Annotated in this window: 20 protein-coding genes; 8 read left to right on the forward strand and 12 right to left on the reverse strand. The window is 72.6% G+C overall.

All coding sequences use genetic code 11. The features are described 5' to 3' along the window. The first annotated feature begins 2 nt into the window (after positions 1-2). From ACIQMJ_RS32365 to fxsT (ACIQMJ_RS32380), 4 genes are all read left to right on the forward strand, one after another. Positions 3-1,505, forward strand: a complete 1,503-nt coding sequence (locus ACIQMJ_RS32365; protein ID WP_499764789.1) for a VMAP-C domain-containing protein — start codon at positions 3-5, stop codon at positions 1,503-1,505. Further along, positions 1,502-2,527, forward strand: coding sequence for an AAA family ATPase (locus ACIQMJ_RS32370; RefSeq protein ID WP_499764790.1), 1,026 nt, complete (start codon positions 1,502-1,504; stop codon positions 2,525-2,527). The genes ACIQMJ_RS32365 and ACIQMJ_RS32370 overlap by 4 nt, the downstream gene beginning before the upstream one ends. Continuing rightward, the gene (fxsT, locus tag ACIQMJ_RS32375; RefSeq protein WP_499764791.1) at positions 2,524-6,846 is read left to right on the forward strand and encodes an FxSxx-COOH system tetratricopeptide repeat protein; all 4,323 of its coding nucleotides are present in this window, start codon (positions 2,524-2,526) and stop codon (positions 6,844-6,846) included. The genes ACIQMJ_RS32370 and fxsT (ACIQMJ_RS32375) overlap by 4 nt, the downstream gene beginning before the upstream one ends. A 206-nt stretch (positions 6,847-7,052) precedes the next feature. Then, positions 7,053-8,684, forward strand: coding sequence for an FxSxx-COOH system tetratricopeptide repeat protein (gene fxsT, locus ACIQMJ_RS32380; RefSeq protein WP_499764792.1), 1,632 nt, complete (start codon positions 7,053-7,055; stop codon positions 8,682-8,684). A gap of 12 nt (positions 8,685-8,696) precedes the next feature. Here the strand turns inward: fxsT (ACIQMJ_RS32380) and ACIQMJ_RS32385 are convergent, their stop codons facing one another. Together ACIQMJ_RS32385 and ACIQMJ_RS32390 are read right to left on the reverse strand one after the other, a co-directional pair. After that, positions 8,697-10,340 carry an HEXXH motif domain-containing protein gene (locus ACIQMJ_RS32385; RefSeq protein ID WP_499764793.1) on the reverse strand — a complete coding sequence of 548 codons (1,644 nt, stop codon included), beginning with the start codon at positions 10,338-10,340 and terminating at the stop codon, positions 8,697-8,699. 89 nt (positions 10,341-10,429) lie between these two features. Beyond that, positions 10,430-10,603: an FxSxx-COOH-like cyclophane-containing RiPP peptide gene (locus ACIQMJ_RS32390; RefSeq protein WP_387494570.1), complete on the reverse strand. Its 174-nt coding sequence runs from the start codon at positions 10,601-10,603 to the stop codon at positions 10,430-10,432. Between the two features lie 180 nt (positions 10,604-10,783). Here ACIQMJ_RS32390 and ACIQMJ_RS32395 point away from each other — a divergent pair, with 180 nt between their 5' ends. Next, the gene (locus ACIQMJ_RS32395; protein ID WP_499764794.1) at positions 10,784-11,422 is read left to right on the forward strand and encodes a hypothetical protein; all 639 of its coding nucleotides are present in this window, start codon (positions 10,784-10,786) and stop codon (positions 11,420-11,422) included. 46 nt (positions 11,423-11,468) lie between these two features. On the opposite strand, the gene ACIQMJ_RS32400 is transcribed toward ACIQMJ_RS32395, so the two are convergent. Beyond that, entirely contained in the window at positions 11,469-12,071 is a 603-nt protein-coding gene (locus ACIQMJ_RS32400) for a hypothetical protein (RefSeq protein ID WP_499764795.1), read from the reverse strand. Positions 12,072-12,337: 266 nt separating this feature from the next. Between ACIQMJ_RS32400 and ACIQMJ_RS32405 the strand changes: the two genes are divergently transcribed. Then, positions 12,338-12,853 carry a lytic polysaccharide monooxygenase auxiliary activity family 9 protein gene (locus ACIQMJ_RS32405; RefSeq protein ID WP_499764796.1) on the forward strand — a complete coding sequence of 172 codons (516 nt, stop codon included), beginning with the start codon at positions 12,338-12,340 and terminating at the stop codon, positions 12,851-12,853. 138 nt (positions 12,854-12,991) lie between these two features. On the opposite strand, the gene ACIQMJ_RS32410 is transcribed toward ACIQMJ_RS32405, so the two are convergent. The 3 genes from ACIQMJ_RS32410 to ACIQMJ_RS32420 form a co-directional block, all read right to left on the reverse strand. Then, positions 12,992-13,720 carry an SDR family NAD(P)-dependent oxidoreductase gene (locus ACIQMJ_RS32410; protein WP_499764797.1) on the reverse strand — a complete coding sequence of 243 codons (729 nt, stop codon included), beginning with the start codon at positions 13,718-13,720 and terminating at the stop codon, positions 12,992-12,994. A gap of 319 nt (positions 13,721-14,039) precedes the next feature. Further along, positions 14,040-14,678, reverse strand: coding sequence for a UdgX family uracil-DNA binding protein (locus ACIQMJ_RS32415; protein ID WP_499764798.1), 639 nt, complete (start codon positions 14,676-14,678; stop codon positions 14,040-14,042). Beyond that, a complete protein-coding gene (locus tag ACIQMJ_RS32420; RefSeq protein ID WP_498716054.1) occupies positions 14,662-14,844 on the reverse strand; it encodes a CsbD family protein in 183 nt (60 codons plus the stop codon). The genes ACIQMJ_RS32415 and ACIQMJ_RS32420 overlap by 17 nt, the downstream gene beginning before the upstream one ends. A gap of 72 nt (positions 14,845-14,916) precedes the next feature. On the opposite strand from ACIQMJ_RS32420, the gene ACIQMJ_RS32425 reads away from it, so the two are divergent. After that, a complete protein-coding gene (locus ACIQMJ_RS32425; protein WP_499764799.1) occupies positions 14,917-15,276 on the forward strand; it encodes a VOC family protein in 360 nt (119 codons plus the stop codon). A 209-nt stretch (positions 15,277-15,485) separates the two neighbouring features. Beyond that, positions 15,486-15,986, forward strand: a complete 501-nt coding sequence (locus tag ACIQMJ_RS32430; protein ID WP_499764800.1) for an ANTAR domain-containing protein — start codon at positions 15,486-15,488, stop codon at positions 15,984-15,986. Here ACIQMJ_RS32430 and treZ read toward each other — a convergent pair. The 6 genes from treZ to ACIQMJ_RS32460 all read right to left on the reverse strand — a co-directional run bounded on the left by treZ (position 15,964) and on the right by ACIQMJ_RS32460 (position 25,493). Further along, entirely contained in the window at positions 15,964-17,691 is a 1,728-nt protein-coding gene (gene treZ, locus ACIQMJ_RS32435; RefSeq protein WP_499764801.1) for a malto-oligosyltrehalose trehalohydrolase, read from the reverse strand. The two genes, ACIQMJ_RS32430 and treZ, sit on opposite strands and share 23 nt — an antisense overlap. A gap of 103 nt (positions 17,692-17,794) precedes the next feature. Further along, the gene (gene treY, locus ACIQMJ_RS32440; protein ID WP_499764802.1) at positions 17,795-19,957 is read right to left on the reverse strand and encodes a malto-oligosyltrehalose synthase; all 2,163 of its coding nucleotides are present in this window, start codon (positions 19,955-19,957) and stop codon (positions 17,795-17,797) included. Then, complete coding sequence (gene glgX / locus ACIQMJ_RS32445) at positions 19,954-22,077, reverse strand: glycogen debranching protein GlgX (protein WP_499764803.1); 2,124 nt, start codon at positions 22,075-22,077, stop codon at positions 19,954-19,956. Before glgX ends, treY begins: the two co-directional genes overlap by 4 nt. 51 nt (positions 22,078-22,128) lie before the next feature. Continuing rightward, on the reverse strand, positions 22,129-22,467 hold the full coding sequence (locus ACIQMJ_RS32450; RefSeq protein WP_499764804.1) for a hypothetical protein: 339 nt from the start codon (positions 22,465-22,467) through the stop codon (positions 22,129-22,131). Between the two features lie 88 nt (positions 22,468-22,555). Beyond that, complete coding sequence (gene malQ, locus ACIQMJ_RS32455) at positions 22,556-24,448, reverse strand: 4-alpha-glucanotransferase (protein WP_499764805.1); 1,893 nt, start codon at positions 24,446-24,448, stop codon at positions 22,556-22,558. A gap of 121 nt (positions 24,449-24,569) precedes the next feature. Then, positions 24,570-25,493, reverse strand: coding sequence for a LacI family DNA-binding transcriptional regulator (locus ACIQMJ_RS32460; RefSeq protein ID WP_499764806.1), 924 nt, complete (start codon positions 25,491-25,493; stop codon positions 24,570-24,572). Between the last annotated feature and the right edge of the window lie 57 nt (positions 25,494-25,550).

Here is a 25,550-nt window from a genome sequence, read left to right on the forward strand (position 1 = left end):
CGATGGTCCATGCGGACGACAACGGCGGCCGGGGATTGCTCATGCCCCTGGTCGACGTGCTGGCGCGCGTCCCGAGCCTGTCCGACCGCGCGGGCCGCAACCTCGTCATCCGGATGATGTCCGCAGAATTGCGGGAAACTCTCCTGGTCGAGGAGCACCAGACCGCGATCGGTCATCTGTTCAACCTCGCCGAGGTCTGCCAGCGCAGTCCGGAACGCCTATCAGCACTGGTCCGTATCGTATCCCGCATCGACCACGACACGCGCGCGATGGTTGAATTGCGCCGCGTCGTCGCGGAACTGACGCCGTTGGACCTCTTCCCGACATCCGATCGAGCAAGGCTGTTCACATTGCTGGCTGGCGTGGTCGTGCCCGACATCGCGGACATCTACCGCGTGGTGGCCGGCCCGACGGCTCCGAGCCTCTACGGCCCCACCACGTACGCCGAGGTGTTCCGGGTGCTGGAGACGCTCAACGCCGGCCCGGACGGCGTGCCGCGGCCGCTGGTGTTCGTCGAGCACATCGCCGCGCGCGTGCGCACCGAGCTGGCGATCGAGCTGCACCGGTGGAACGAGGCGCAGGCCGTGTCGATGGGCCTGCTGGCCGAGCTGACCGCGGTCCGGGACAGCCTGCGGCCGGAGACCGCGCAGCCGCTCACCCCCGCCCCCGGCTCGCCCGCCTACCTGGTGCTGCAAATACGCGGCGAGGGGCCGACCGGCGAGAAGTACCGGGTGTCCTCGTGGCGGCAGCTCGGCGGACCCACCCCGTGGTCGCCGCTGCACGACGAGGACGCGGTCGGCACGCTGGCCGAGGTGAAGAGGCACGTCGCCGCGCTGGTCGAGAAGGTCGAGGACGACTGGGCGCAGTACAGCCCGGACATCCGGGTCGAGTTCGTGCTCGACTACGAGAACATCAACCTCGACGTCGACCAGTGGCCGTGGGAGAACGACGCCGACCTCGCCCAGCCGATGGGCTGCCGCTACCCCGTGGTGGTCCGCAGCCTGGAGCGGATGACCACCCGCAAGTACCACCGGGAGTGGCGGCAGCGGTGGGCGGAGCTGACCGGGCAGCTCGGTCGCGCCACCGGCCTCTCGCGCACCTCGACGTGCCGGGCGTCGAACGGCACCGACCAGGGCCTGCGCGAGCTGCTGACGCAGTTCACCACCGAACGCGGCCTCGTCTCGCTGGTGCTGTCCGCGCCGCCGAGGCCGGAGAACGCGGGCCGTGACGAGGTCGCCGCCGGGGTGAAGGCGGGCGTGCCGCTGATGGTGTGGCACCGGCACGACTGCGGCACGCCCGAGTTCTCCGACGTGGTCGACTCGGTGCTGCACGGCGAGGACGAGTTGCACCTGTTGGAGCGCGTGCGCCTGGCCCGGAACACGGCGTACAAGGAAGGCACGCGCCGCCACGTCGGCGAGGCGCTGACGATCCTGTACGACGACCCGGAGCGGATCGTCGTGCCCAGCCAACCGGGTCCGCCCCGGGAAGGGGTTGCGGTCGGATGAACGACGGCCAGGTCCACTCCGGCGAGCACCACTCCGGCACCGTCTACCGCGGCACGGGCGAGGTCGCGCGGACACCGGTCGCGGACCTGCCGCCGCCACCGCCCTGGCGGACGTTCACCGGCCGCGGCAACACCTCCCGGCCCACCGACGACGGCGGCGAGGGCGACCGCCGGGTGGGCGGCGTGCGCGCGGTCCGGCGGACACCGCACCCCAACGAGGTCGCGATGGTCGACGCCGCGATCCGGCTGCGCCGCCCGCTGCTGGTCACCGGCGCGCCGGGCACGGGCAAGTCGTCCCTGGCCTACCTGATCGCGCGGGAGCTGGGGCTGGGACCGGTGCTGCGCTGGCCGATCACCAGCCGCACCGCGCTCAAGGACGGTCTGTACCTGTACGACGCGATCGCCCGGGTGCAGGCGGCGGGCGCGCACGACCCGGACTCCGGGATCGGCGACTACATCCACCTCGGGCCGCTGGGCACCGCGCTGCTGCCCTACGACCTCCCGCGCGTGCTGCTGATCGACGAACTGGACAAGGGCGACATCGACCTGCCCAACGACCTGCTCAACGTGTTCGAGGAAGGCGAGTACGAGATCCCCGAGCTGGTCCGGTACGCCAAGCACCGCGACGAGGTCGAGGTGCTGACCGCCGACCGGGGGCACACCGCGACCGTGCGCCACGGCGTCGTGCGCTGCCGCGAGTTCCCGATCGTGATCATCACCAGCAACGGCGAGCGCGAGTTCCCGCCCGCGTTCCTGCGCCGCTGCCTGCGGCTGCACGTGCGGCAGCCCGGCCAGGAGCAGCTGGGCGAGATGGTGGCGGTGCACTTCGGCGACGCGCACGGCGTGGACGTGGCGCGGCTCATCGCCGACTTCCTGGCCCACCGCGCCGACGTCGGCACGGTGTCGGCCGACCAGCTGCTCAACGCCGTGCACCTGGCCACGTCGGGGGCCTACCAGCCCGACGAGGAGTGGTCGGAGCTGCTCAAGGCGATCTGGCACCCGTTGTCCGCGGAGGCCGGATGACCGGATCGCGGGCCGAGCCGCCGGCCGGTGAGGTGCTGCTCCAGCACCTCGACGCGACCGACGGCCGGGTGGAGGTGCTGCGCACGGCGGACCTGACCCTGCGCGAGGTCCGGGACTCGCTGTGGCTCGCCGGCGCGCTGCGCCGACCCGCGCCGGAACCGACCGCCGGAACCGACGACCCGCCGCCGCGGGCCGACGAACCACCCGTTCCACCACCGCCCGCCGAGGCACCACCCCGCGACGACACCCCGCCGCCCGCCCCGGACCCCGCCGGCGAGGTGGAGCACGACCAGGCGCGCATCGAGCGGTGGACGCAGACGCCGACGACGCTGGCGCGGGTCGACCCGGTGCTCGCGGTGGGCGGCACGGTCAGCGCGGTGTCCGCGTGGCCGACCGTGCCCGCGCTGCCCGAGCGCCGGGGCATCAGCCGGGCGCTGCGACCGCTGGCGCGCCGCCAGCCGTCGCCCCGGCTCAAGGCGCTGGACGAGGAGGCCACCGCGGTGCGGGCCGCCCGGGACGGGCTGTGGCTGCCCGAGTGGCGGGCCGCGCCGTGGCGGCGGTTCGAGGTGGCGCTGGTGGTCGACACGGCGGTGGCGGCCGAGCTGTGGCGGCAGACCGTGCGCGAGTTCCGGGTGCTGCTGGAGCGGCAGGGCGCGTTCCGCGACGTGCGGGTCTACGAGCTGGACAGCTCGCCCACCGCCGCGCGGGACGTGACGCTGCGGTCCGAGGGCGGTGCGGAGCACGCGTGGCGGTACCTGGTCGAGCCGACCGGCAACCGGATCGTGCTGGTGCTCACCGACACCATCGGCCGCGCCTGGCACAGCGGCGCGGTCGGGCACGTGCTGCACGCGTGGGGCCGGTCGATGCCGGTCGCGGTGGTGCAGACGCTGGCGCAGCGGCTGTGGTCGTGGGGCGGCCTGCCGACCCGGCGGATGCGCCTGTCCGCGCCCGGGCCGGGCGCGCCGAACCGGCGGCTGCGCTTCGACGGCACGGCCGAGCGCGGCGGGACGGCCGTGCCGGTGCTCGGGCTGTCCGCCGAGTGGATGGCGGCGTGGGCCAGGCTGATCACCGCGCCGGGCTCGGAGTGGGTGGAGACGACCGCGGCGATCGTGACGCCGCAGGTCGCCGCACCGCCGGCGCGCGAGGACGACGACGAGCCGCCGACCGCGGCCGAGCGGGTGCTGAAGTTCCGCACCTACGCGTCGGTGGACGGGTTCCAGCTCGCGGGCCTGCTGGCCGCCACACCGCTGAACCCGAAGCTGATGGGCCTGGTGCAGCGCGTGCTGCTGCCCGGCTCGGACCTCTCGGCGCTGGCCGAGGTGATGCTCGGCGGGCTGATGACGCGGCTGCCCGACGCGGACGGCGCGACCGACGCGGTGGCCTACGACTTCGACGCCGGTGTGCGGGAGGAGCTGCTGGCCACGTCGCGGCGCTCGGACACCGCCCGGGTCGCGCGCGTGCTCGACGAGTACGCGGGTGACGACAACGAGGCGCTGCGCAACTTCCGGCTCGCGCTCGACGAACCCGACGGCACCGCGGAACCGGAACCGTCCCCGGAGAACGTGCCGTACCTGAAGGTCCAGGAAGCGGTCTTCCGCGCGCTCTCCGGCCCCTACGCCCGCAGGTCGCAGCGCATCAGACGGGTGCTCGGCCTGGGTGACCGGACCCGCCTTCCGCCCGACGGGTCCGCGAACGGCACGAACCAGGAGAACGACTCTGTGACGAACATCGACACCCGACCTCCGGCGCCAGTGGTCGGGTCGCTGCCGCGTGAAGGAGAAGACGTGAACGCTCCCGGTAGCCCCCTGTTCACCGGCGAGCGGCAGCCCGGTTCCACACAGCCGCAGGTGTGGGGTCACGTGCCGTTGCGCAACCCGGACTTCGTCGGCCGCGACGACCTCCTGGAGCAGCTGCGCCTGCGGCTCGGCGAGGCGGGGCCGACGGCCGTGCTGCCCGAGGCGCTGCACGGCATGGGCGGTGTCGGCAAGTCGCAGACCGTGGTCGAGTACATCCACCGGCACGCCTCGGAGTACGAGGTGGTGTGGTGGATCTCGGCGGAGCAACCCGCCCAGATCAAGGCCGGTTTCGTGGAGCTGGCCAAGAAGATCGGCGTCGCCGCCTCGGGGTCGGCCGAGACCGCGGTGCCCGCCGTGCTGGAGGCGCTGCGCCTCGGCGAGCCCTACCGCCGGTGGATCCTGGTGTTCGACAACGCCGACCGGCCGCAGGACGTGCGCCAGTACTTCCCCGCGGGAAACGGCCACATCGTCGTCACCTCGCGCAACTCCGAGTGGGGTGGCTTCGCCCGACCCGTCGCGGTCGACCTCTTCACCCGCGCGGAGAGCATCGAGCTGCTGCACCGCCGCGCGGGCGACCTGGACGACGCCGAAGCCGACGCCCTCGCCGAAGCCCTCGGCGACCTCCCGCTGGCCGTGGAGCAGGCCGCCGCGTGGCGCGCCCAGACCGGCATGCAGGTCTCGGAGTACCTGCAACTGCTGGAGCAGAACCGCACCGAGCTGCTGGAAGCGGGCACGTCCAGCGAGGACCAGCTCCCGGTGGCGGCGGCGTGGAACGTCCCGCTCAACCGCCTCAAGAACCACCACCGGGCGGCGTTCCAGTTCCTGCACGTCTGCGCGTTCTTCGGCCCCGAACCGATCTCCCAGAAGCTGTTCCGCGGCGTGCGCGACCTGGCCGTGCCGGACGCGCTGCGCGAGGCGCTCAACGACCCGATCAAGCTCAGCCGGGCGATCCGCGAGATCAGCCGCTACAGCCTCGCCAAGATCGATCACCGCAACAACGCCCTGCAACTGCACCGCCTCGTCCAGACCGTGCTGAAGAACCGGCTGAACCCCGACGAGCAGGAGCTGATGCGGCACGCGGTGCACGTGCTGCTGACCAAGGGCGACCCGGGCGACCCCGACGCCTCCACCAACTGGCCCCGCTACGCCGAACTCCTGCCGCACGCCCTGGTGTCCCGGGTCGTCGACTGCCAGGACAAGTGGGTCCGCGTCCTGGTGCTGAACCTGGTCCGCTACCTGCTCAACTCCGGCGACTTCGGCGGCGCCCGCGACCTGGCCGGCCAAGCCTCGGAGTCGTGGCGCAGGTCGTTGGGCGAAAGGGAGTTCGACACGCTGGAGATCACCCGCCGCTACGGCATCTCCCTGCGCCGCCTGGGCCGCATCGAAGAAGCCCGCGCCCTCAACCAGCGCACCTACGAGCTGTTCCGCGAGGTCATCGGCGACGACCACGAGGGCATGCTGAACATGCTCGACACCCTCGCCCTCGACCAACGCGCCCAGGGCGTCTTCGGCGAGGAACTGCTGACCCGGCAACGCGTCTACGACCGCGCCGTGGAGATCCTGGGCGAGGACGACCCGCTGACCCTGGCCTACGGCAACAACCTGGCCAGCTCGTTCCGGCTGATGGGCGACTACGCCAAGGCGCACGAGATCGACCGGGACGTGCTGCGCAAGCGGGAAGCGGTGCTGGGCGCCGACCACCCGCTCACCTTCGCCTCGCACAACAGCGTCTCCATGGACATGCGGGAGCTCGGGCACTACGCCGAGGCCGCGCGGCGGCAGGACGAGTCGCTGGCGGTGCAGCGGGAGCTGTTCGGCGACGACCACCCGCAGGTGATCGGCGCGGCGCGGAGCCTGGCGGTCGCGCTGCGCAAGGCGGGCGAGCACACGCGCGCCCGCGACGTGATCGAGGACGTCCTCAAGCGCTACCGCAAGCGGCACGGCGACGAGCACATCGACACCACGACGGCGCGGATGAACCTCGCCCTCGACCTGCGCCACCTCGGCGAGCTGGACCGGTCGGTGGAACTCGCCCGGCGCAGCCACGAGACGTTCCAGCGGATCGTGGGCCGCAACCACCCGTACACCCTGGTCACCGGGATCGCCCTGGCGGTGACGCACCGGGCGCGGGGCGAGATCGACGCGGCGCTGGCCCTCGACCGGGAGCTGCGCGCGTCGTTGACCGGTGTCTTCGACGTGGACCACCCCTTCACCCTGGTGGCGTCGACGAACCTGGCCAGCGACCTGGCCGCGGCGGGCAACCACGCCGAGGCCAGGGCGTTGGACGAGGACACCCTCGAGCGGTCCACCCGGGTGCTCGGCGCCGACCACCCGTCGACCCTGGCGATCGCGGTGAACCTGTCGCTGGACCTGGCCGAGCTCGGCGACGAGAACGCGGCGGCGGTGCTGCACGCCCGGACGGTGACCGGGTACCGCAAGGTCCTCGGCGACGAGCACCCCGGCACGATCGCGGCCACCCAGTACGTCCGAGCCGACTGCGACACCGACACCATGCAGTTCTGACCACCCGCCGGTGACCGGCCAACCCGGTCACCGGCCCCCCGACACCGACGTCCAGGGCGAACCGCCGCCCTGGGCTGGTAGGCGCGCGCCCAGGACCTGGCGTCGCGCGGTTCCCGACCGGTGTCGGACGTGCCGAAGCCCGATCCGGAGGACGAGCCCCACCCGGCGGTCCGGGAGGCGTGATCCGCGCGAATGGAGACACACCCGTGGACGATCTCGGTCAACCGCCTCAAGTGTGGGGTCAGGTACCGGCCCGCAATGCGCACTCCGTCGACCGCGAGGACGTCTTCGGGCAGTTGCGCCTGTGGCTGGGCCCGGTGGGTGCGAACCCCGTGCTCCCGGTGGCGCTGCGCGGCATGAGCGGGGTCGGCAAGTCGCACACCGTGGCCGAGTACGTCCACCGGCACGCCTCGGAGTACGAGGTGGTGTGGTGGATCCCGGCGTCGCACCCCGAGTCGGTCGACCGGGCGTTCGTGGAGCTGGCCGAACGGCTGGGCGTGGCGGGTGCGGGGACCGCCGACCGCGCTGTGCCCGCCGTGGTCGACGCGTTGCGCCGGGGCGCGCCCTACCGCCGGTGGATCCTGGTGTTCGACAACGCCGACCGCCCGCAGGACGTGCGCCGGTACTTCCCCGCGGGCAACGGCCACATCGTCGTCACCTCCCGCAACTCCGAGTGGGCCGGCTTCGCCCGACTGGTCGACGTCGACGTGTTCACCCGCGCGGAGAGCATCGAGCTGCTGCACCGCCGCGCGGGCGACCTGGACGACGCCGAAGCCGACGCCCTCGCCGAAGCCCTCGGCGACCTCCCGCTGGCCGTCGAACAAGCCGCCGCGTGGCACGCCCAGACCCTCATGCAGGTGTCGCAGTACCTGCGACTGCTGGAGCAGAACCGGGTCGAGTTGCTGGAGGCCGGCACCTCGGACGACCAGCTCTCGGTCGCCGCCGCGTGGAACGTGGCCTTCAACGACCTCGAGGAGCACCACCCGGCTGCCCTCCAACTGCTCCAGCTGTGCGCGTTCCTCGGTCTGGAACCGATCCCGCTGCGGCTGTTCGAGGACGCGAGCGGTGCCGAGGTGCCGGAGCCCCTCGCCACCGCGCTCGCCGACCCCATCCTCCTCGGCCGGGCGATCGGCCAGATCAGCCGCTACAGCCTGGCGAAGATCGACCGGCGCGGCAACACGCTGCAACTGCACCGCCTCGTGCAAACCGTGCTCAAGAACCGCCTGTCACTCGAACAGCAGGCCGTGGTGCGGCACGCGGTGCACGTGATGCTCGTCGGGAAGAGGCCGATGCCCGCCATGTCCGTGCGTATGGGGTTTCTGGTCGACATAGTCCAGTACGGCACTCGTTCCGGGACCAAGCGCCTGGAGGCGCAGCACCGGCTGCTCGACCTCGTCGACGCCGTCATCGACTGCCTCGACCTCAACCGCGCCACCGTCGACTCACAGCCTGGCGGAGATAGTGTCATGACGTTCCTCGGTGCGGAGGTGGACATGGTGCGTGTCCTGCCGCTGCTCCTGGAAGCCTGGCGAGAGCTGCTGCGCACGAACAACAGAAACTCACCGGACCGATTAAGGCTCCGCGTGTCGGTCACGGCGGGTTCCGTCGCCCCGACCGGGCTGGGATTCGTCGGAGAGCCCGCGGTCACGCTGGGGCGCTTGATCGACTGCCCCGCGTTACGCGACGCGGTGACCGACAACGAGGACGCCGACCTGGTGGTCCTGATCTCCGACACGATGTACAAGCTCGCGGAAGTCGACCCGCGCGACCCCGCGTTCCTGCGGCGGCACGTGGACGTGAGGAACTACAGCGACCTCGCCTGGCTGTGGGTCGGGTGACCACCCGCCGGCTCAGCCGGGGCGGGCGGCGCGGTCGAACCAGGTCGCCAGGTCCACCGGTGACGGTGCCACGCCGGTCCGCACGGCCACGCCGCGGTGCACCGCGCGCACCAGCTCGGGCGCACGCCGCAGCACGTCCGAGCGCAAGGAGAGGCCCAAGCCCGCCCACGCGGCCACGTCGTGCGGCATGGCCCGCACCCGCGCGGCATACCCCTCGGCGGCGGCCTCCCGCGCGCCTCGCAGGTAGGCGAAGTCCGGCCCGTCGCGGTGCCGCGCCCGGTCGAACTCGCGCGGGTCCAGCACCCGCAGCTTGAGCAGCGCCGCGAGCAGCGACTCGCCCGAGCCCGCCGCGGGCACGACCGTGCCCCGGCCGCGCGTGCGGCCGTCGAACGGACCGCCGTCCAGCCACGCCGCGACCGCGTCCCCGACCGCGCGGGCATCCGGGCGGACGTGCCGCAGCCGCCACGTGGACGCGTGCTCGGCGGTGATGTCCTCGGCCGCCTCCGCCACCTCGGGCGGCACGTCCACCGGGCCGCACGCCGCGAGCCGCACGGCCACCGCCGCGACGAACTCGCGCCCCAGGTCGGTGAGGTCGACCAACCCGCGCACGCCGTCCACGGCGAGCCCGACCTGCCGGGCCCGGTAGGCGAGCGCGAACTCGGCGCGCCGGACCAGGTCCGGGGGCACGAGGCCGCGCTGGGCGTGCCAGTACTCCACCACGCTGACGAACGCGTACACGCCGTGCAGCAGCCCTTCCACCGGACGGGGGTCGTCCCGCCACGGCGCGTAGTGGCGCGGCGCGCCGTCGGAGGTGTGCAGGTCGACCAGGTCCAGCAGCGCGTTGACCTTGGAGTGCTGCAACTCGTGCACGAGCGCTTCGCCGAACTCCGTCGCGGACCGCTTGGGCGACAGGGCGATCGCGCCGAACGCCGCCGACGAGGACGCCGCGAACACGGCCCGGCGCGCGTCCAGCGGCACGACGGTCGACAGCCCCGCCGACAGCTCCTCCGCCGCGCCGGGGTGCCACGCGGTCAGCAGCTCCCACGCCTCGTCCAGGTACTTGAGCCACTCGTCCCACTCGGCGTCCCCGAGCGGGTCGGGTGGCACGGGCCCGCCGAACTCGCGGTACGGGCCCAGGTCGTCCACCACCACCTCGACGGTGTGGCCGCGGGCCGAGCTGCGGTGCCGCCGGACGGGTTGCCACCGCACGGCACCGGGCACCTCGACCACCGTGCCGGCCGCCGAGTTGACCACGCGGGCCTGACCGACCGGGAACCGGCCCACCAACCGGTACGCGCCGACCGTCGGCAGCGTCACGGCGCCGTGCACCACCGGCACGGTGACCGCGCACGGTCGTCCACTCCGGACGGCCGCGGCGGCGGCGACGGCGTGGAACCAGCCGACCTCCGACCACAGCGGGGTCGCGTCACCGGCCGTGCCCACCACCTGGCGCAGGGCGCGGCTCAGCCAGACGCCCACCGAGTGGTGCATCAGCACGTCCTCGACGACGTCCGGCGCGACCCGCTCCACTTCGGACAGCAACGTCCACGCCCCGTCGAGGTCCGCGAACGGACCGAGCCGGTCCACGACCCGGGAAGCCGCCTCCAGGAATGCGCGCAAGCGGAGCTTGCGGACGCTGTACTGCGTTCTCCGCAAAATTGCCATTCCGGCCGCGGAGACCGGTCCCGCGCAGATCTCGTCGAACACGAATCGGGGTAAGCGGTGAGTGCTCAGCCCGACCTGGTTCACGAAGCCTGCTCCTGCACCGAATCACCGAAGCGACCCAGCCGGAACTGGTCGAGCGTGCGGTGAACGGCCTGGTCGAGCACGGTGTCGCGCAGAGTTCTCATCTCGGACAACGACGTCGAAGCGAGGTCCACCAAGTCCGAGGACAGTTCTTCTGGTGTTTCCACGGTCATACCGGCCGCCTCCCCGATACCGCCCGATTCCATCATGCACGAACACGCACATGTCCGGGAGTGGCCGAACGGATAATCCGCCCGACGGCCACCGGGTCTACGACGAACGGCCCCCGGACCCCGCCGACCACGCTGCGGAAGCGCGGTGGCACGGGCCGTGCGCGGGTACGGTCGCCGATCGTGGACAGGGTTCGGGTCACGTCGAAGGCCGGGTTGACCGCGGCCGGGCTGCCGGTCGGGCGGCCGGTGCTGGTGCTGGTCGGCGGCGCGGGCGGGATGGCGGGCGGCGACCTCGACGCGCTGGTGCCGGTGCTGAGCGACCTGGTGCCGATGCTGGACGCGTGCGGCGCGGTGGTGGTCGACGGTGGCACGGACGTCGGCGTGATGCGGGCCGTCGGGCGGGCGCGGGCGGCGGCAGGCGGGACGTTCCCGCTGGTCGGGGTGGCTGCCGAGGTGGCGGTGGACCTGGACGAGTTCGAGCCGAACCACACCCACCTGGTGCTCGTGCCCGGTGCCGCGTGGGGTGACGAGTCGCCGTGGCTGGCCGACGTGGCGGACGTGGTCGCCGGGTCAGAGCCGTCGCTGACCGTGCTGGTGAACGGCGGCCCGATCACGTTCGACGACGCCGAGCACAGCCTGGGGCGCAACCGGCCGCTGGTCGTGCTGCGCGGCAGCGGGCGCACGGCGGACGCCATCGCCGAGAGCGCGGACGAGCGGTCGACCGCCATCGCCACCTCGCCGTTGACCACCGTGCTCGGCTCGGACGAGCTGCGCGCGCACGTCGAGCGGGTGCTCCGGCCGGGAACCGCCACCCGCTGACCGGAGGGTGCCGTCGACGACGTGGACCGGGGACTCTCGTACGGGGCTACCGGGGAGCGCTCGACTCGGTCCCGGCGTCGATCCCCAGCCGCGCCGCGGCGCCGTCACCGAGCTGCGGCCGTTGCGTGACGGCCTGGTCGAGCTGCTTGGCCAGCACGGGGATCGTGGACGACATCAGGTAGGTCTCCGCGCCCGCTTCCAGCATGCGCCGGACCGGGCCGCGGTAGCTGATGCCCAGCTCCCGGTCCTCGATCTCCGCGACGACCACCCGCGCCCCGGGGTACAGGTCCCGGAGGGCTCCGATCAACTGCGGGCTGCCCGGCGGCACCAGCAGCACGTCCGCCGTCGTCGGCGCGGCGTGCATGTCGAGCACGATGTAGTCCGGACCGAGTTCCGCGGACAACGCCGCCCGCGCCGACGCGGACAGCTTCATCGCGGTCGCCACCACCGTCACGTCGCCGTAGTCCACCGCCGGCCGCCCGGACACCTCGTCCGCGACGACGGCGTCCCCCGTGCCCGAGATCGTCGCGATCGCCCGACCGTCCCGCGTGACGACCAGCTCTTCCCCCGGCCCGAGGCGCTCGATCAACGCCACGAACTCCACCGGGAGGCTCGCCGCGTCGATCCGCGCGCTGTGTCCGTGGGCCATCAAGGTCATTTTCCCACACCCGCCGGCACGTGCGCCCCCAGAACGGATGACCAACCGCCCGTGTCCGTTCAACCGACCCCGAACACCGCCAGCTTCGTCCGGGCAGAACAGGCCACCGAGGGCCATCGGAGGTTGATGGTTGTCACGGGGCAATCACAGAGAGTATGGTCTAGACCTGCCGCCGCGTTTGGGTGAACGCTCCACCCAGCGCACTCGGGTTGGCGTTCGCCACAAGCGTTTCCGCCCATCCGATCAGAGGAGTCCCCATGTCACTCCGCCGAAGGATCGCCGCGGTGGCGGCAGGCGTGCTCGTCGCGCCGCTCGTGACGGTCGCCCTGCCCTCGGCACCCGCGTTCGCGCACGGGTACGTCTCGTCGCCCGCCAGCAGGCAGGCGCAGTGCGCCCGCGGCCTGGTGCCGTGCGGCGACATCAAGTACGAGCCGCAGAGCGTCGAAGGTCCCAAGGGCCTGCGCAGCTGCAACGGTGGCGTCGCCCGGTTCGCCGAGTTGAACGACAACACCAAGGGCTGGAAGGTCGCGAGCACCGGCCAGACCGTCACGTTCAACTGGACCTTCACCGCCCGGCACCGCACCGCGAACTACGAGTACTACGTGGGCGGCAGGCGGGTCGGCTTCTTCGACGGCGGCATGCAGCAACCCCCGGCCACCGTGTCGCACACGGTGAACCTGGGCGCCACCGGCCGCCAGACGGTGCTCGCCATCTGGAACATCGGTGACACCTCGAACGCGTTCTACGCCTGCATCGACGTGAACGCGAGCTGACCCACCGCGCGAGTCGAACGCTCAGCGCCCGCGTGTCCCACGTTCGGGACCCCCGAGTTCCACACCCGGGTGTGGAACTCGGGGGTCCTGAGTGTTCGACTCACGGGACCTGAGCGTTCGACTCTCGTGAGGGTGGGGTCAGGCGGTGAAGCCGCCGTCGGCGTGGAGCTGCGCGCCCGTCACGTAACGGGCCTCGTCGGACGCCAGGAACGCCACCGCCGCCGCGATCTCCGCCGGCTCCGCGTACCGCCCCAAGGCGGTGAACCCGCGCACCACGTCCGCCCCCGCGCCGTCCGCCGGGTTCAAGGCGGTGTCCGTCGCACCGGGGTGCACCAGGTTCACCGTGATCCCCCGCGGCCCCAGCTCGCGCGCCAACGCCTTCGTCATCCCCACCAGCGCCGCCTTCGACGCCGCGTACAGCGAGAACCCGGGGAACACCGCCCGCTGGGACACGTTGCTGCCGATGCCGATCACCCGGCCACCCGGCCCGAGGTGCGGCAGCGCCGCCTTCACCGCCAGGAACGCCGCCCGCACGTTCACGGCGAACGTCCGGTCGAACTCCGCCACCCCCAGCTCCTCCACGGGACCGACGATGAACTCGCCCGCGTTGTTCACCAGCACGTCCAACCGCCCCAGCACGGCCACGGCCTCCTCGACCGCCGCCACCACCGCCTCCGCGTCACCGCTGTCCGCCCGCACGGCCACCACCCGCCGCCCGAGCGCCTTCACCCGGTCCACCACGTCCCCGGGCTCGTTCCGGTACGTGATCGCGACATCCGCCCCCAACTCCGCCAACCGCACCGCGATCGCCGCACCGATACCCCTGCTACCGCCCGTGACCAGGGCGACCTTGCCGTCGAAGTTCATGCCACGATCGTGCCGCCGCACCGCATTCCCGTCCGGCGGGAATCGGCCGTGGCGGTGGACCGGACCACCCCGCTGGACCGAACCGGTATTTCCGTTGCGAGGCCCGCCGGAGCTCGCATAGGTTCGTGGTACACGAGGAAGGAGGTGGTCCGAAGTTGAATAGCTATAGGACTCGTCGTGAGGTGGCTGTCCGCTAGGACCGACCTTTCCCAGGTGGTCTGGGCGAATCCCAGGCAGCCACCCGGCCCCCGTGGCCCCGAGCCCAGTCCAGCTCGGCCCGCACCTGGTGCGGGAAGTGGTCAGGGGGCCGTTTCACGTGCTACGAGCCGGCCAGGTGGGCCCGCACGGCCCGCAGGTCGGCGAGGAACCCCCGGTAAGCCTCATCACGGTCGGGAGCGCGGAGCACCGCGGAAGGGTGCACGGTCGCGATCACGTCGTAGTCCTCGACGCGCTCCACCCGGCCCCGGCGTTCGGTGACCTTGAACGACGGCCCCAGCACGGCCTTCGCGGCGGTCGCGCCCAGGCACACCACCAGGGCGGGCCGGATGCGCGCCAGCTCGGCGTCCAGCCACGGCAGGCAGGCCACGACCTCGCCGCGGGACGGCGTCTTGTGGATGCGCCGCTTTCCGCGCTCGGCGGGCACGAACTTGAAGTGCTTGACCGCGTTGGTCAGGTAGACGCCCTCACGGGCCAGGTCGGCCTCGTCCAGCGCCTTGTCCAGCAACCGGCCGGCGGGCCCGACGAACGGCTCGCCCTGCCGGTCCTCCACGTCACCGGGCTGCTCGCCGACGAGCACCAGCCTGGCGTCCTCCGGCCCCGACCCGAACACGGTCTGGGTGGCCGGCTTGTACAGCTCGCAGCCGCGGCAGCCGGTGGCCGCACGGCGGAGCGCCGCCAGGTCCGCGCCCTCGGGCACGAACTCGGCGGCGCCGGCGGTCCTGCTAGCGGTCGTCGCCACGGAAGGCGTCCTTGACCTTCTCCCCTGCCTGCTTGAGCGAGCCCTTGGCCTGGTCGGCGCGGCCCTCGGCCTGCCACTGCTCGTTGTCGGTGGCGTCGCCGACGGCTTCCTTCGCCTTGCCCTTGAGCTCCTCGGCCTTGTTGCTGACCTTGTCGTCGGTCCCCATGACCGTTCCTCTCGTCGGGTCTCGTTGCCGTCCGACGGGTACCCGTCGCCCGGTCGGGGAAACTACGACGGCATGACCTCACGCATCCTCGCCATCGCCGTCGACTGCCCGTCCGACCAGGTCAAGGCCGTGGAGGAGTTCTGGTGCGCGGCCCTCGGGCGGCACGTGGCGCGCCGCTGGACCGATCCCAAAGGGGTGGAGTACACCGAGCTGGCAGGCGACGGCCCGATGCTGCTGCTACAACCCGTGGCCGAGCCCAAGTCGGTGAAGAACCGGCTGCACCTCGACCTCGCGTCCGACGGCGACCGGGACGCCGAGGTGGAACGGCTGACCGGCCTGGGCGCCCGGGTGGTCGACGCCGACCCGGCCCTGCCGTGGGTGGTGTGCGCGGACCCGGCGGGCAACGAGTTCTGCGTGCTCCCGCCACGCTGAAACCGGCTCCAGTTGCGCCGGACCGCCCGTCCTCTACTACGGTGATCGTCTACGCGGTTGAAAAGCCAGCCGCAAGCCACCCGGCACCCGAAAGGGCACCAGGGTCAGCGAGAGCTGTGGGCTTGCCGGTGCTGGCACCCGCGTGCCTCCACGCTCTCGCACTGCTGGCCTGGCTGACCGGTACCGACGTGCGAGAGAGGAGCCCGACCGTGGTCGGGGACAACGGGCACGATTCGCTGACCGCGCGGATCGCCAGCCTTGAGGCCGAGATCGTGGGACTGCGCAAAGCGGTGCAGACGCGCACCGTGATCGGGCAGGCCACCGGCCTGATATCCGCCGTGCAGGGCTGCACGCCCCAGGAGGGCTTCCAGCTCCTCGTGCGGATGTCACAGCACCACAACGTGAAGCTGCACACGATCGCGCTGAAGCTGCTCGACCTCTCCACCGAGCTCGGGCCGCGGCAGGCGGTGCGCGCCGTCAACACCTCCCCCGAACCGGACGGCGGACCCCCACCCGTCGCCGAGTGGCCGGGGATCGAGGTGGTCAACGCGGCACGCCGGCTGGTCGCGGCCTACGAGGCGGCGCAGCACTCCGGCGAGGACCGGCCCGAGGTGCGAAGACAGCTGGCTGACCAGGTCGAGTCGGCCGGTCGGCTGTTGGCCGAGAAGCTCAGCGAGGTGGGTTGGCTCACCCCCGACCCGGGGGTGTGACCACCGCGCGGTCGACGATCGCGAAGGAATCGGCGGGCAGGTGCACCGCCTGCCCGTCCACCTTCACCTCCGCCGACGCGAGCAGCACCTCGCCCGCCTCGACGTCGAGCCGCACCTCGGTGTCGTCCCCGAGGTTGCACACCACCCGCAGCGAGCCCCGGTGCAGCACGAGCACCCGGTCCTCCTCGCGCACCACGAACCGGTCCAGCCGCGGATCCGCGAGCTCCGGCCGGGTGCGGCGCAGCGCGATCAACGCCCGGTAGAGGTCGAGCAGCTCCCGGTGGCCGGGCTCGGACACCTCGTCCCAGCGCAGCGTCGACCGCCGCACGGTCTCCGGGTCGATCGGGTCGGGCACCTCGGACTCGCCCCACCCGTGCCGGCCGAACTCGCGCCGCCGCCCCGTGCGCACCGCCTCGGCCAGCTCCGGGTCCGGGAACGACGCGAAGAACTGCCACGGCGTGCTCGCCGCCCACTCCTCGCCCATGAAGATCATCGGCGTGTACGGGGAGCAGAGCACGATCGCCGCGCCCACCGCCTGCCGCCGCCACGACACCGTCGCCGACAGCCGGTCGCCGGTGGCGCGGTTGCCGACCTGGTCGTGGTTCTGGAGGTAGGCCAGGAACCGGTGGCCGGGCAGGCGGTCGCGGTCCACCGGCCGGCCGTGGCTGCGACCGCGGAACGACGACCAGGTGCCCGCGTGGAAGAACACCTCCCGCAACGTCCGGCCCAGCGCGCCCTCGAAGTCCGGGTAGTAGCCGAACGTCTCGCCGCTCAACGCCACGTGCAGCGCGTGGTGCAGGTCGTCGTCCCACTGGGCGTGCAGGCCGTAGCCGCCGCCTTCCCGCGCGGTGACGAGCCTGGCGTCGTTCAGGTCCGACTCGGCGATCAGCGTCAACGGCCTGCGCACGGCGGCCGACAGCGCCTCCACCTCGACGGCGAGCTGTTCCAGCACGTGCAGCGCGCTGCGGTCCACGAGGGCGTGCACGGCGTCGAGCCGCAGCCCGTCGACGTGGAAGTCCCGCAGCCAGCCCAGCGCGTTGTCGATCACGTACCGGCGGACCTCGTCGGAGCCCTCGCCGTCGAGGTTCAGGCCCGGTCCCCAGTCGTTGCTGCCCGCGAAGTAGGGCCCGAACCGGTCGAGGTACGCGCCGGACGGCCCGAGGTGGTTGTAGACCACGTCCAACACCACGGCCAGCCCGCGCGCGTGGCAGGCGTCCACGAACCGCTTGAACCCGTCCGGGCCGCCGTACGGCTCGTGCACCGCGCCCCACAGCACGCCGTCGTAGCCCCAGCCCGCCGTGCCGTCGAACGAGTTCACCGGCAGCACCTCGACGTGCGTGACGCCGAGGTCGACCAGGTGGTCCAGCCGCTCGACCGCGCCGTCGAACGTGCCGGCGGGCGTGAACGTGCCGATGTGCAGCTCGTAGACGACCGCGCCGGGCAGCGCGCGCCCGGTCCACGACTGGTCGGTCCAGGTGAACGCCGCGTGGTCGTAGGCGCGGGACGCCTCGTGCACGCCGTTCGGCTGCCACCGCGACCGGGGGTCGGGCAGCACGTCGTCGGAGTCGCCCAGCAGGAACCCGTAGTCGACGCCGGTGGCGTCGCAGTGCCACCACCCGCCGTCGCCCGCCGTCATCGCGTGGTCGCGGCCGTCGACCCGCACCCGGACGCGTTCGTGCGCGGGCGCCCACACCGAGAAACTCACAGTTCTCCTCAGTACGTCCGTCGGCTCAGCCGACCCAGTCCGTCCGTCGGCTCAGCCGACCCAGTCCGTCCGTCGGCAGAGCCGACCCAGTCCGTCCGCCTGCTCAGCCGGCGACCAGCAGCGCCACCGGGTAGCGGTCCAGCAGGTCCGCCAGCCGCGGGGTGGCCGGGCGGGAGGTGAGCACGTCGGTCCACTCCCCCGGCGGCAGCGGCAGCACCGCGTCGCCCCAGCCGCCCGCGTTCGCCAATCCCACCGGAAGCCGGGTGGCCACCGCGACCAGCCCGGTCCGCTCGAACGCCACTACGTGCGGTGCGGCCGGTCCGGACGCCTCCAGCGGCCGGTAGCCGCGGAACAGCTCGGGCCGTTCCCTGCGCAGCCGCAGCGCGCGCTGCACGACGAGCAGCTTGGCCGCGCCCGAGTCGTCCACGTCGGGCAGCCAGCCGTCCTCGATCCGCGCCAGCAGCCGTCGGCGCACCTCGTAGTCCACGGGCCGGCGGTTGTCCGGGTCGACCAGGGACAGGTCCCACAGCTCGGTGCCCTGGTAGACGTCGGGCACGCCGGGCGCGGTGAGCTGCACCAGCTTCTGCCCCAGCGCGTTGGACCAGCCCGGCGCGACGATCCGGTCCACGAACGACGCCACCTCGGCCGCCACCGGACCGCCCAGCACCTGCTCCGGCCACGCCGCGACGGCCGCCTCGAACTCCTCGTCGTGGTCGACCCACGTGGTGCGGACCTTCGACTCCTTGGCCGCCTTGTCCAGGTAGGCGCCCATCCGCTCGGCGGTGATGGGCCAGGCGCCGACCAGCGACTGCCAGGCCAGCAGGTTCAGCGACGGCTCGTCGATCGGGTGCGCGGCGGTCCACCGGCGCACGAGCTCGCCGAACTCCTCCGGCAGCTCGGCCAGCACCGCGAGCCGCGCCCGCACGTCCTCCGACCGCTTCGTGTCGTGCGTCGACAGCGCCGTCATCGCCGCGGGCGACCCCGCCTCGCGCAGCGCCGCGCGCCCGTGGAACTCGGTCGGCGGCACGCCGAACCGGTCGGGCGCGCCGCCGACCTCGTTGAGCGCCGCGAACCGCGAGAACCGGTAGAACGCGGTGTCCTCGGTGCCCTTGGCGACGACCATGCCGGACGTCTGCTGGATGCGCGTGGCCAGCTCGCCCTGCGGCTCGGCCCGCACCTGCCGGTCCAGCGCCCGCACCGCGGGCGACGTCGCCGCGGTCACCGCCGCCGTCCACGCGTCCAGCCCTTCGGGCAGGTAGGAGCGGTAGACGGGGAAGTTGACCATGACCTCGGCGACGGCCCGCTCGGCCTCCGCCGGGTCGGCGTCACGCACCAGCGCCGCGATCCGGCGGACCTCCGCGCGCAGGATCGTGCGGGTGACCAGCTCGCGGCACTCGTGCTCGACCGCGGCGAAGTCGGTGGGCACGCCGAGCTCGTCGGCCAGCGCGGTGAACGCGGCCTCGCCCGCCGGGTCCACGAACAGGCCGCACACCTCGCGCAGCGCGTCGTAGCCGGTGGTGCCGTCGACCGGCCAGCTCGCGGGCAGCCGCTCGTCCGCGCCGAGGATCTTCTCCACCACGAGCCACACGCCGGACCGCTCGCGCAGCCGCCGCACGTACCCGCCGGGGTCGGCCAGGCCGTCGGGGTGGTCGACCCGCAGGCCGGTCACCTCGCCCGCCTCGACCCACCGCAGCACCTCGCCGTGCGTGGCGTCGAACACCTCGGGGTCCTCGACCCGCACCGCCGCCAGGGTGGTGATGTCGAAGAACCGCCGGTAGTTCAGCTCGGTGTTGCCGCGCCGCCAGAACACCAGCCGGTAGTGCTCGTGCTCCTCCTCGGACGCCTCGTCACCCGCGAACGGCAGCAGCAGCGGCCCGGAGTCCCAGTCGATGTCGAAGTACTTCGCGTACCGCGACCCGCGCCCGTTCCGCAGGACGTCCCACCACCACTTGTTGACGTCGTCGTGGTCGACGGCCATGTGGTTGGGCACGATGTCGAGCACGAACCCGAGCCCGGCCCGCTTGAGCGCCTTGTGCAGCGCGACCCGGCCCGACTCGCCGCCCAGCTCCTCGCGGGCGCGGGTCGGGTCGACCACGTCGTAGCCGTGGGTGGAGCCGGGCACGGCCTCCAGCACGGGCGAGGCGTACAGCGCGCCGACGCCCAGCGCGTCCAGGTAGTCGACCACGGCTTCGGCGTCGGCGAACGTGAAGTCGGGCGTGAACTGGACGCGGTAGGTGGACGAGGGCGGCCCGCCGTGCGCGCTCACTCCTGCTCCAGCCGTTGCAGCACGACCAGGGACCGCGCGACCAGCGTGAGCGTGCCGCCCGCGGGCACCACCTCGCCCCGGTCGGGCGCTGTCACCTCACCGGTCGCGGTGTCGATCACGACCGTCCACTGGAGACCGTAGCCCTCCTCCGGCAGGGTGACCTCGATGTCCTCGTGGTGGGCGTTGAACGCGAGCAGGAACGAGTCGTCCAGCACCCGCATGCCCCGCGGGTCGAGGTCGGGGATGCCTTCGCCGTTGAGGAACACCACGACGCAGCGGCCGAAGTCGTCGCCCCAGTTCTGCTCCGTCATTTCTTCACCCGAAGGCGTGAACCAGGCGATGTCGCGGAGCTCGTCGCCCTTGCGGATCGGCTTGCCCTGGAAGAACCGGCGCCGGCGCAGCACGGGGTGCTGCCGGCGGAACGCGGTCAGCGCCGAGGTGAACTCCAGCAGGTCGTGGTTCTTCTCCGCCAGCGTCCAGTCCACCCAGGACAGCTCGTTGTCCTGGCAGTAGGCGTTGTTGTTGCCCTGCTGCGTGCGGCCCAGCTCGTCGCCGTGCAGCAGCATCGGCACGCCCTGCGACAGCAGGGCCGTGGCCAGCAGGTTGCGCCGCTGCCGGGCGCGCAGGTCGTTGACCTCGGGGTCGTCGGTCGGCCCCTCGACGCCGCAGTTCCACGACCGGTTGTCGTCCGCGCCGTCCCGGCCGTCCTCGCCGTTGGCCAGGTTGTGCTTGTCGTTGTAGGACACCAGGTCGTTGAGCGTGAACCCGTCGTGCGCGGTGACGAAGTTGATCGACGCGTACGGGCGGCGGCCGTCGTCCTGGTAGAGGTCCGACGAGCCGGTGATGCGGGACGCGAACTCGCCCAGCGTGGCGGGCTCGCCGCGCCAGAAGTCGCGCACCGTGTCGCGGTACTTGCCGTTCCACTCGGTCCACAGCGGCGGGAAGTTGCCGACCTGGTAGCCGCCCGGCCCGACGTCCCACGGCTCGGCGATCAGCTTCACCTGCGAGACCACCGGGTCCTGCTGCACCAGGTCGAAGAACGTCGACAGCCGGTCCACGTCGTAGAACTCGCGGGCCAGCGTGGCGGCCAGGTCGAACCGGAACCCGTCGACCCGCATCTCGGTCACCCAGTACCGCAGCGAGTCCATGATCAGCTGCAACGTGTGCGGGCTGCGCACGTTCAGCGAGTTCCCGGTGCCGGTGTAGTCCATGTAGAACTTCGGCTCGTCGTCGACCAGCCGGTAGTACGCCTGGTTGTCGATGCCGCGCATGGACAGCGTGGGCCCCAGGTGGTTGCCCTCCGCGGTGTGGTTGTAGACCACGTCCAGGATGACCTCGATGCCCGCCTCGTGCAGGGCGCGCACCATGCCCTTGAACTCCTGCACCTGGTTGGCCTGCTCCGGCATCGCAGCGTAACCGGAGTGCGGTGCGAAGAACCCGATCGTGTTGTAGCCCCAGTAGTTCCGGAGGCCCTTTTCCTGCAGTCCGTGATCGGTGATGAAGTGGTGCACCGGCATCAGCTCGAGCGCGGTGACGCCGAGTCCCTTGAGGTGGTCGATGACCGCCGGGTGCGCCAGGCCCGCGTACGTGCCGCGCAACCGCTCCGGCACCTCGGGGTGCTGCATGGTCAGCCCGCGCACGTGGGCCTCGTAGACGACCGACTCGTTGTACGGGATGTTCGGCGGGCGGTCGTTCGCCCAGTCGAAGAACGGGTTGACCACCACCGACAGCGGCACGTGCCCGGCCGAGTCGAGGTCGTTGCGCGCGTCCGGGTCGCCGAACCGGTACCCGAACAGCGACTCGTCCCAGTCCACGTCACCGGTGATCGCCTTGGCGTACGGGTCGATCAGGAGCTTGTTGGGGTTGCACCGCAGGCCGTGCTCCGGGTCGTGCGGGCCGTGCACGCGGTAGCCGTACTTCTGACCGGGACCGACGCCGAGCAGGTAGCCGTGGTGGACGAAGCCGTCCACCTCCGGCAGCCGCACGCGCGTCTCGGTCCCGTCGTCGTCGAACAGGCACAGCTCGACGTAGTCCGCGACCTCCGAGAAGAGGGTGAAGTTGGTGCCCACACCGTCGTAGGTGGCACCGAGCGGGTAGGGAGTTCCGGGCCAGGGCCGCACAGGGTTTTTCCTCCGGACGAGCGGGAACGAATCGACCCCTACCGTTGTAGGTCAGGATCTGCCGGCGTGCGACCTGGCGAGCTGCCCGCGCGCGGCGACCAGCAGCAGCCGCGCCTCCTGGAGCTCGCAGTAGCGCAGGTGTTCGCAGGCGGCCTCGGCACAGGCCACCGCTTGGGCCAGCGCGTGGTCCGCGCCGACGTCGGTGCGCCTCAGGGCGTCCCTGAGGGACTCTTCGGCGTGGCGGGCTCCGGCGAGGGGGTCGGCCAGGTTCGACGGCCGCACGGCCACCAAGACCCTCTCGACGGTCGTCTCCAGGGCGTCCACCGGACTGCTCTGGGGAATCATCTGCTCGGGCACGAGCCCGGTGCGGGACACCAAGTCGGTGTTCACGGGTGACTGCCACCTCCAACCTTGGCGCGGGTGACTGGTTGACGATACTCCGCGGCCGGGCCGCGCGCTGTGACGTGCGCGTTTCGCTTCACCGCGCACCGATCCCGTCGGCTCCGGGCGTGCGGTCGCCCGCCAGCGCCGCCGCCACCCGCCGCACGCGCGGGTCGTCGAACAGGTCGGCGAGCGCGACGGGCAGCGGGATGCGCCAGTTCGGGTACTGGTCGGTGGTGCCGGGCAGGTTGGGCTGGCGCACTTCGCCCAACGCGTCCTGCGGCGAGGTCAGCACGAGCACGGACCGCGCTTTCGCGAGCAGGGCGTGGAACGCGGTAACCACATCATCGGCAGGGACGCCTTCCTGCTTGAGGAGTTCGAGCAACTCGTCGCGCTCACGCTCGACCGATCGGTACTCCGCGTCCACCGGCCCGTCGAACTGGCCCAGGTCGGCTCGCACCCGAACGTGTTCGGCGGCCAGGAAACCGGCCACCGTCGGCAGGTCGTGGGTGGAGATGCTGGCCATGGCCGACGCGGTCCACTTCTCCGGCGGGATCAGCGGGTGGTCGGGCAGGTCGTACTCGCGCTGGAACCACAGCACCGCCGAGCTGAGCATGCCGTGCTCGTGCAGCGCCTCGGTGACCTTCGGCTCGACCGTGCCCAGGTCCTCGCCGACGACGACCGCGCCCGCCCGGTGCGCCTCCAGCGTCAGCACGGCCAGCATCGCGTCCGGGTCGTAGTGCACGTAGGTGCCCCGCTGGGGCGGCTCGCCCGGCGGGATCCACCACAGCCGCCACAGGCCCGCCACGTGGTCGATGCGGATGCCGTCGGCGTGCCGCAGCACGCTGCGCACCACCGCCCGGAACGGCTCGTAGCCCTGCTCGGCGAGCCGGTCGGGCCGCCACGGCGGCAGCCCCCAGTCCTGGCCGAGGCGGCTGAACGCGTCCGGCGGCGCGCCGACCGTGACGTCCGCGGCGAACGCGTCGCGCACCGCCCACGTGTCCGCGCCGCCGGGGTGCACGCCCACCGGCAGGTCGTGCACGACGCCCACCGGCATGCCGGCGTCGTGCGCGGCCCGGCGCGCGGCGGTCAGCTGCTGCTCGCACAGCTCCTGCAACCACGCGTGGAACGCGACCCGCTCGGGGTCGGCGGTGGCCGTGGCCGGGTCGCGCTGCTCGGCCGGCCACTCGCGCCAGTCCGGGCCGTGCGCCTCGGCCAGCGCGCAGAACCGGGCGAAGTCCAGCAGCTCGCCCTCGGGCGCGCGGTGCTCGACGTGCCGCCAGAGCAGTTCCAGCGCCTTCGCCTTGGCCGTCCACACGGCGTCGTAGTCGATCAGGTCGGTGTCGTCGGCCGGGCGCAGCGCGTCGATCTCCGCGCGGGTGGCCGCGTCGACCTCGCGGTAGGCCGGGACGTCGGAGACGCGCAGGTAGAGCGGGTTGGCGAAGCGGCGGCTCGACGGCGAGTAGGGCGAGCGCTCCACCGGCAGGGTGGGGCTGATCGCCTGCACGGGGTTGACCAGCAGCACGCCCGCGCCCAGCTCGGCGGCGCTGCGCCGGGCCAGGGTCGCGAGGTCGGCGTAGTCGCCCATGCCCCACGACTCGGCCGAGCGCATGGCGTAGAGCTGGAGCATCCACCCCCAGGCCCGGGGCACGGGCGCGAGCTTGCGCGGCGCCACGATCACGGTCCGCGCGCCGAGCCGGTGGTAGCCCGGCGGCAGCGCGGCGGGCACCTCGACCCGGCCGCCGTCCTCCAGGTCGACGGTGCCGGTCTCCTCCAGCACGTCGCCCTCGCGCAGCACGATCGTGCCCGGTGGTCGCTTCGGCGCGGCGAGGGCGCGGCGCACCGCCTCCGGCGTCGAGGCGTCCACGTCCAGCTGCGCGAGCACCGCCACGACCACATCGGGGTCGACGTCCGCTCGGCGTTGGTTCGCGTCCTCGTAGTGGGTGGCCACGCCGTGGGCCTCGGCCAGTGCCGCGAGCTCGTCGTCCACGTCGGACAGCTTCGCCTTCCCCGTCGGTGAGAATCCAGGCCGGTGACCAGTGGTCACCCGAAGGTTGCAGGATGTTGCCTGGGGTTAATAACCCAGCCGAGTGAGTTCAAACCTCCGAGTTTCAGCGGGCGGTCCGCCGGCCGGTCGACTCGCGCACCACGAGCTGCACCGACGGGGGCTCGGCCTCGGTCTCCTCGCCGCGCAGCCGGGCCAGCAGGACGTCCACGGCGTGCTCGCCGCGCTCCCGCCACGCGCCCTCCACCGCGGTCATGCCCACGGCGCGGGCCAGGTCGGTGCCCTCCAGGCTGACGATCGACACGTCGCCGGGCACGTCGCGCCCGTCGCGGCGCAGCCGCAGGAACACGCCCAGCGCCACCTCGCCGCTCGTGCTGATCACCGCGGACGGCAGGCGCTCGCCGTCGAGCAGCGCGTCCACCACCTGCTCGCCGCCCGCCACCGTCGAGGACGACCACAGCGTCCACTCCGGACGGACCGGCAGGCCCTCGGCGACCAGCACCTCGTCGTAGGACTCGTCGATGTCACCCGCGAGCACCAGCGCCACGTCCCGGTGCTCCAGCCCGGTGAGGTGGCCCACGGCCAGGCGCAGCGCCGCGCGCAGGTCGTCGTCCCACACCGCGACCACGGGCACGTCCAGCCCGTCGAGGGCGGCCTGCTCGGCGTCGGTGAGGTTGACCGCGAGCGCCAGCACGCCGTCGACCCGCCGGGCCAGCGGCAGGTCGTCGAAGAACCGCCTGCGCGCGTCGGCGTCGCGCAGCACGTAGAGCAGCACGTCGTACCCGGCCTGCCGCAGCGCGCCCTCCGCGCCCGCGAGCAGGTCGCCCCGGCCCACGTCGGCGGTCAGCACGGCGACCGCGTACCGCCGCCCGCCGGCCAGGCTGGACGCGTCGCGGGCGATCGCGTACCGCATGCGCTTGGCGACCTCGGTCACGTACCGGCGGGTCGCCTCGGACACGCCGGGCTCGCCGCGCAGCGCCCGCGACACCGTCGCCGCGGACACCCCGGCGGCCCGCGCGACGTCGGACATGCTCGTCAACTCACACCTCCCGGCCTGGTACGAGATTAGCGAGAAACGTACGGTTGC

This window comes from Actinosynnema sp. NPDC091369 (assembly GCF_044757065.1).
In the GTDB taxonomy this organism is placed as follows: domain Bacteria; phylum Actinomycetota; class Actinomycetes; order Mycobacteriales; family Pseudonocardiaceae; genus Actinosynnema.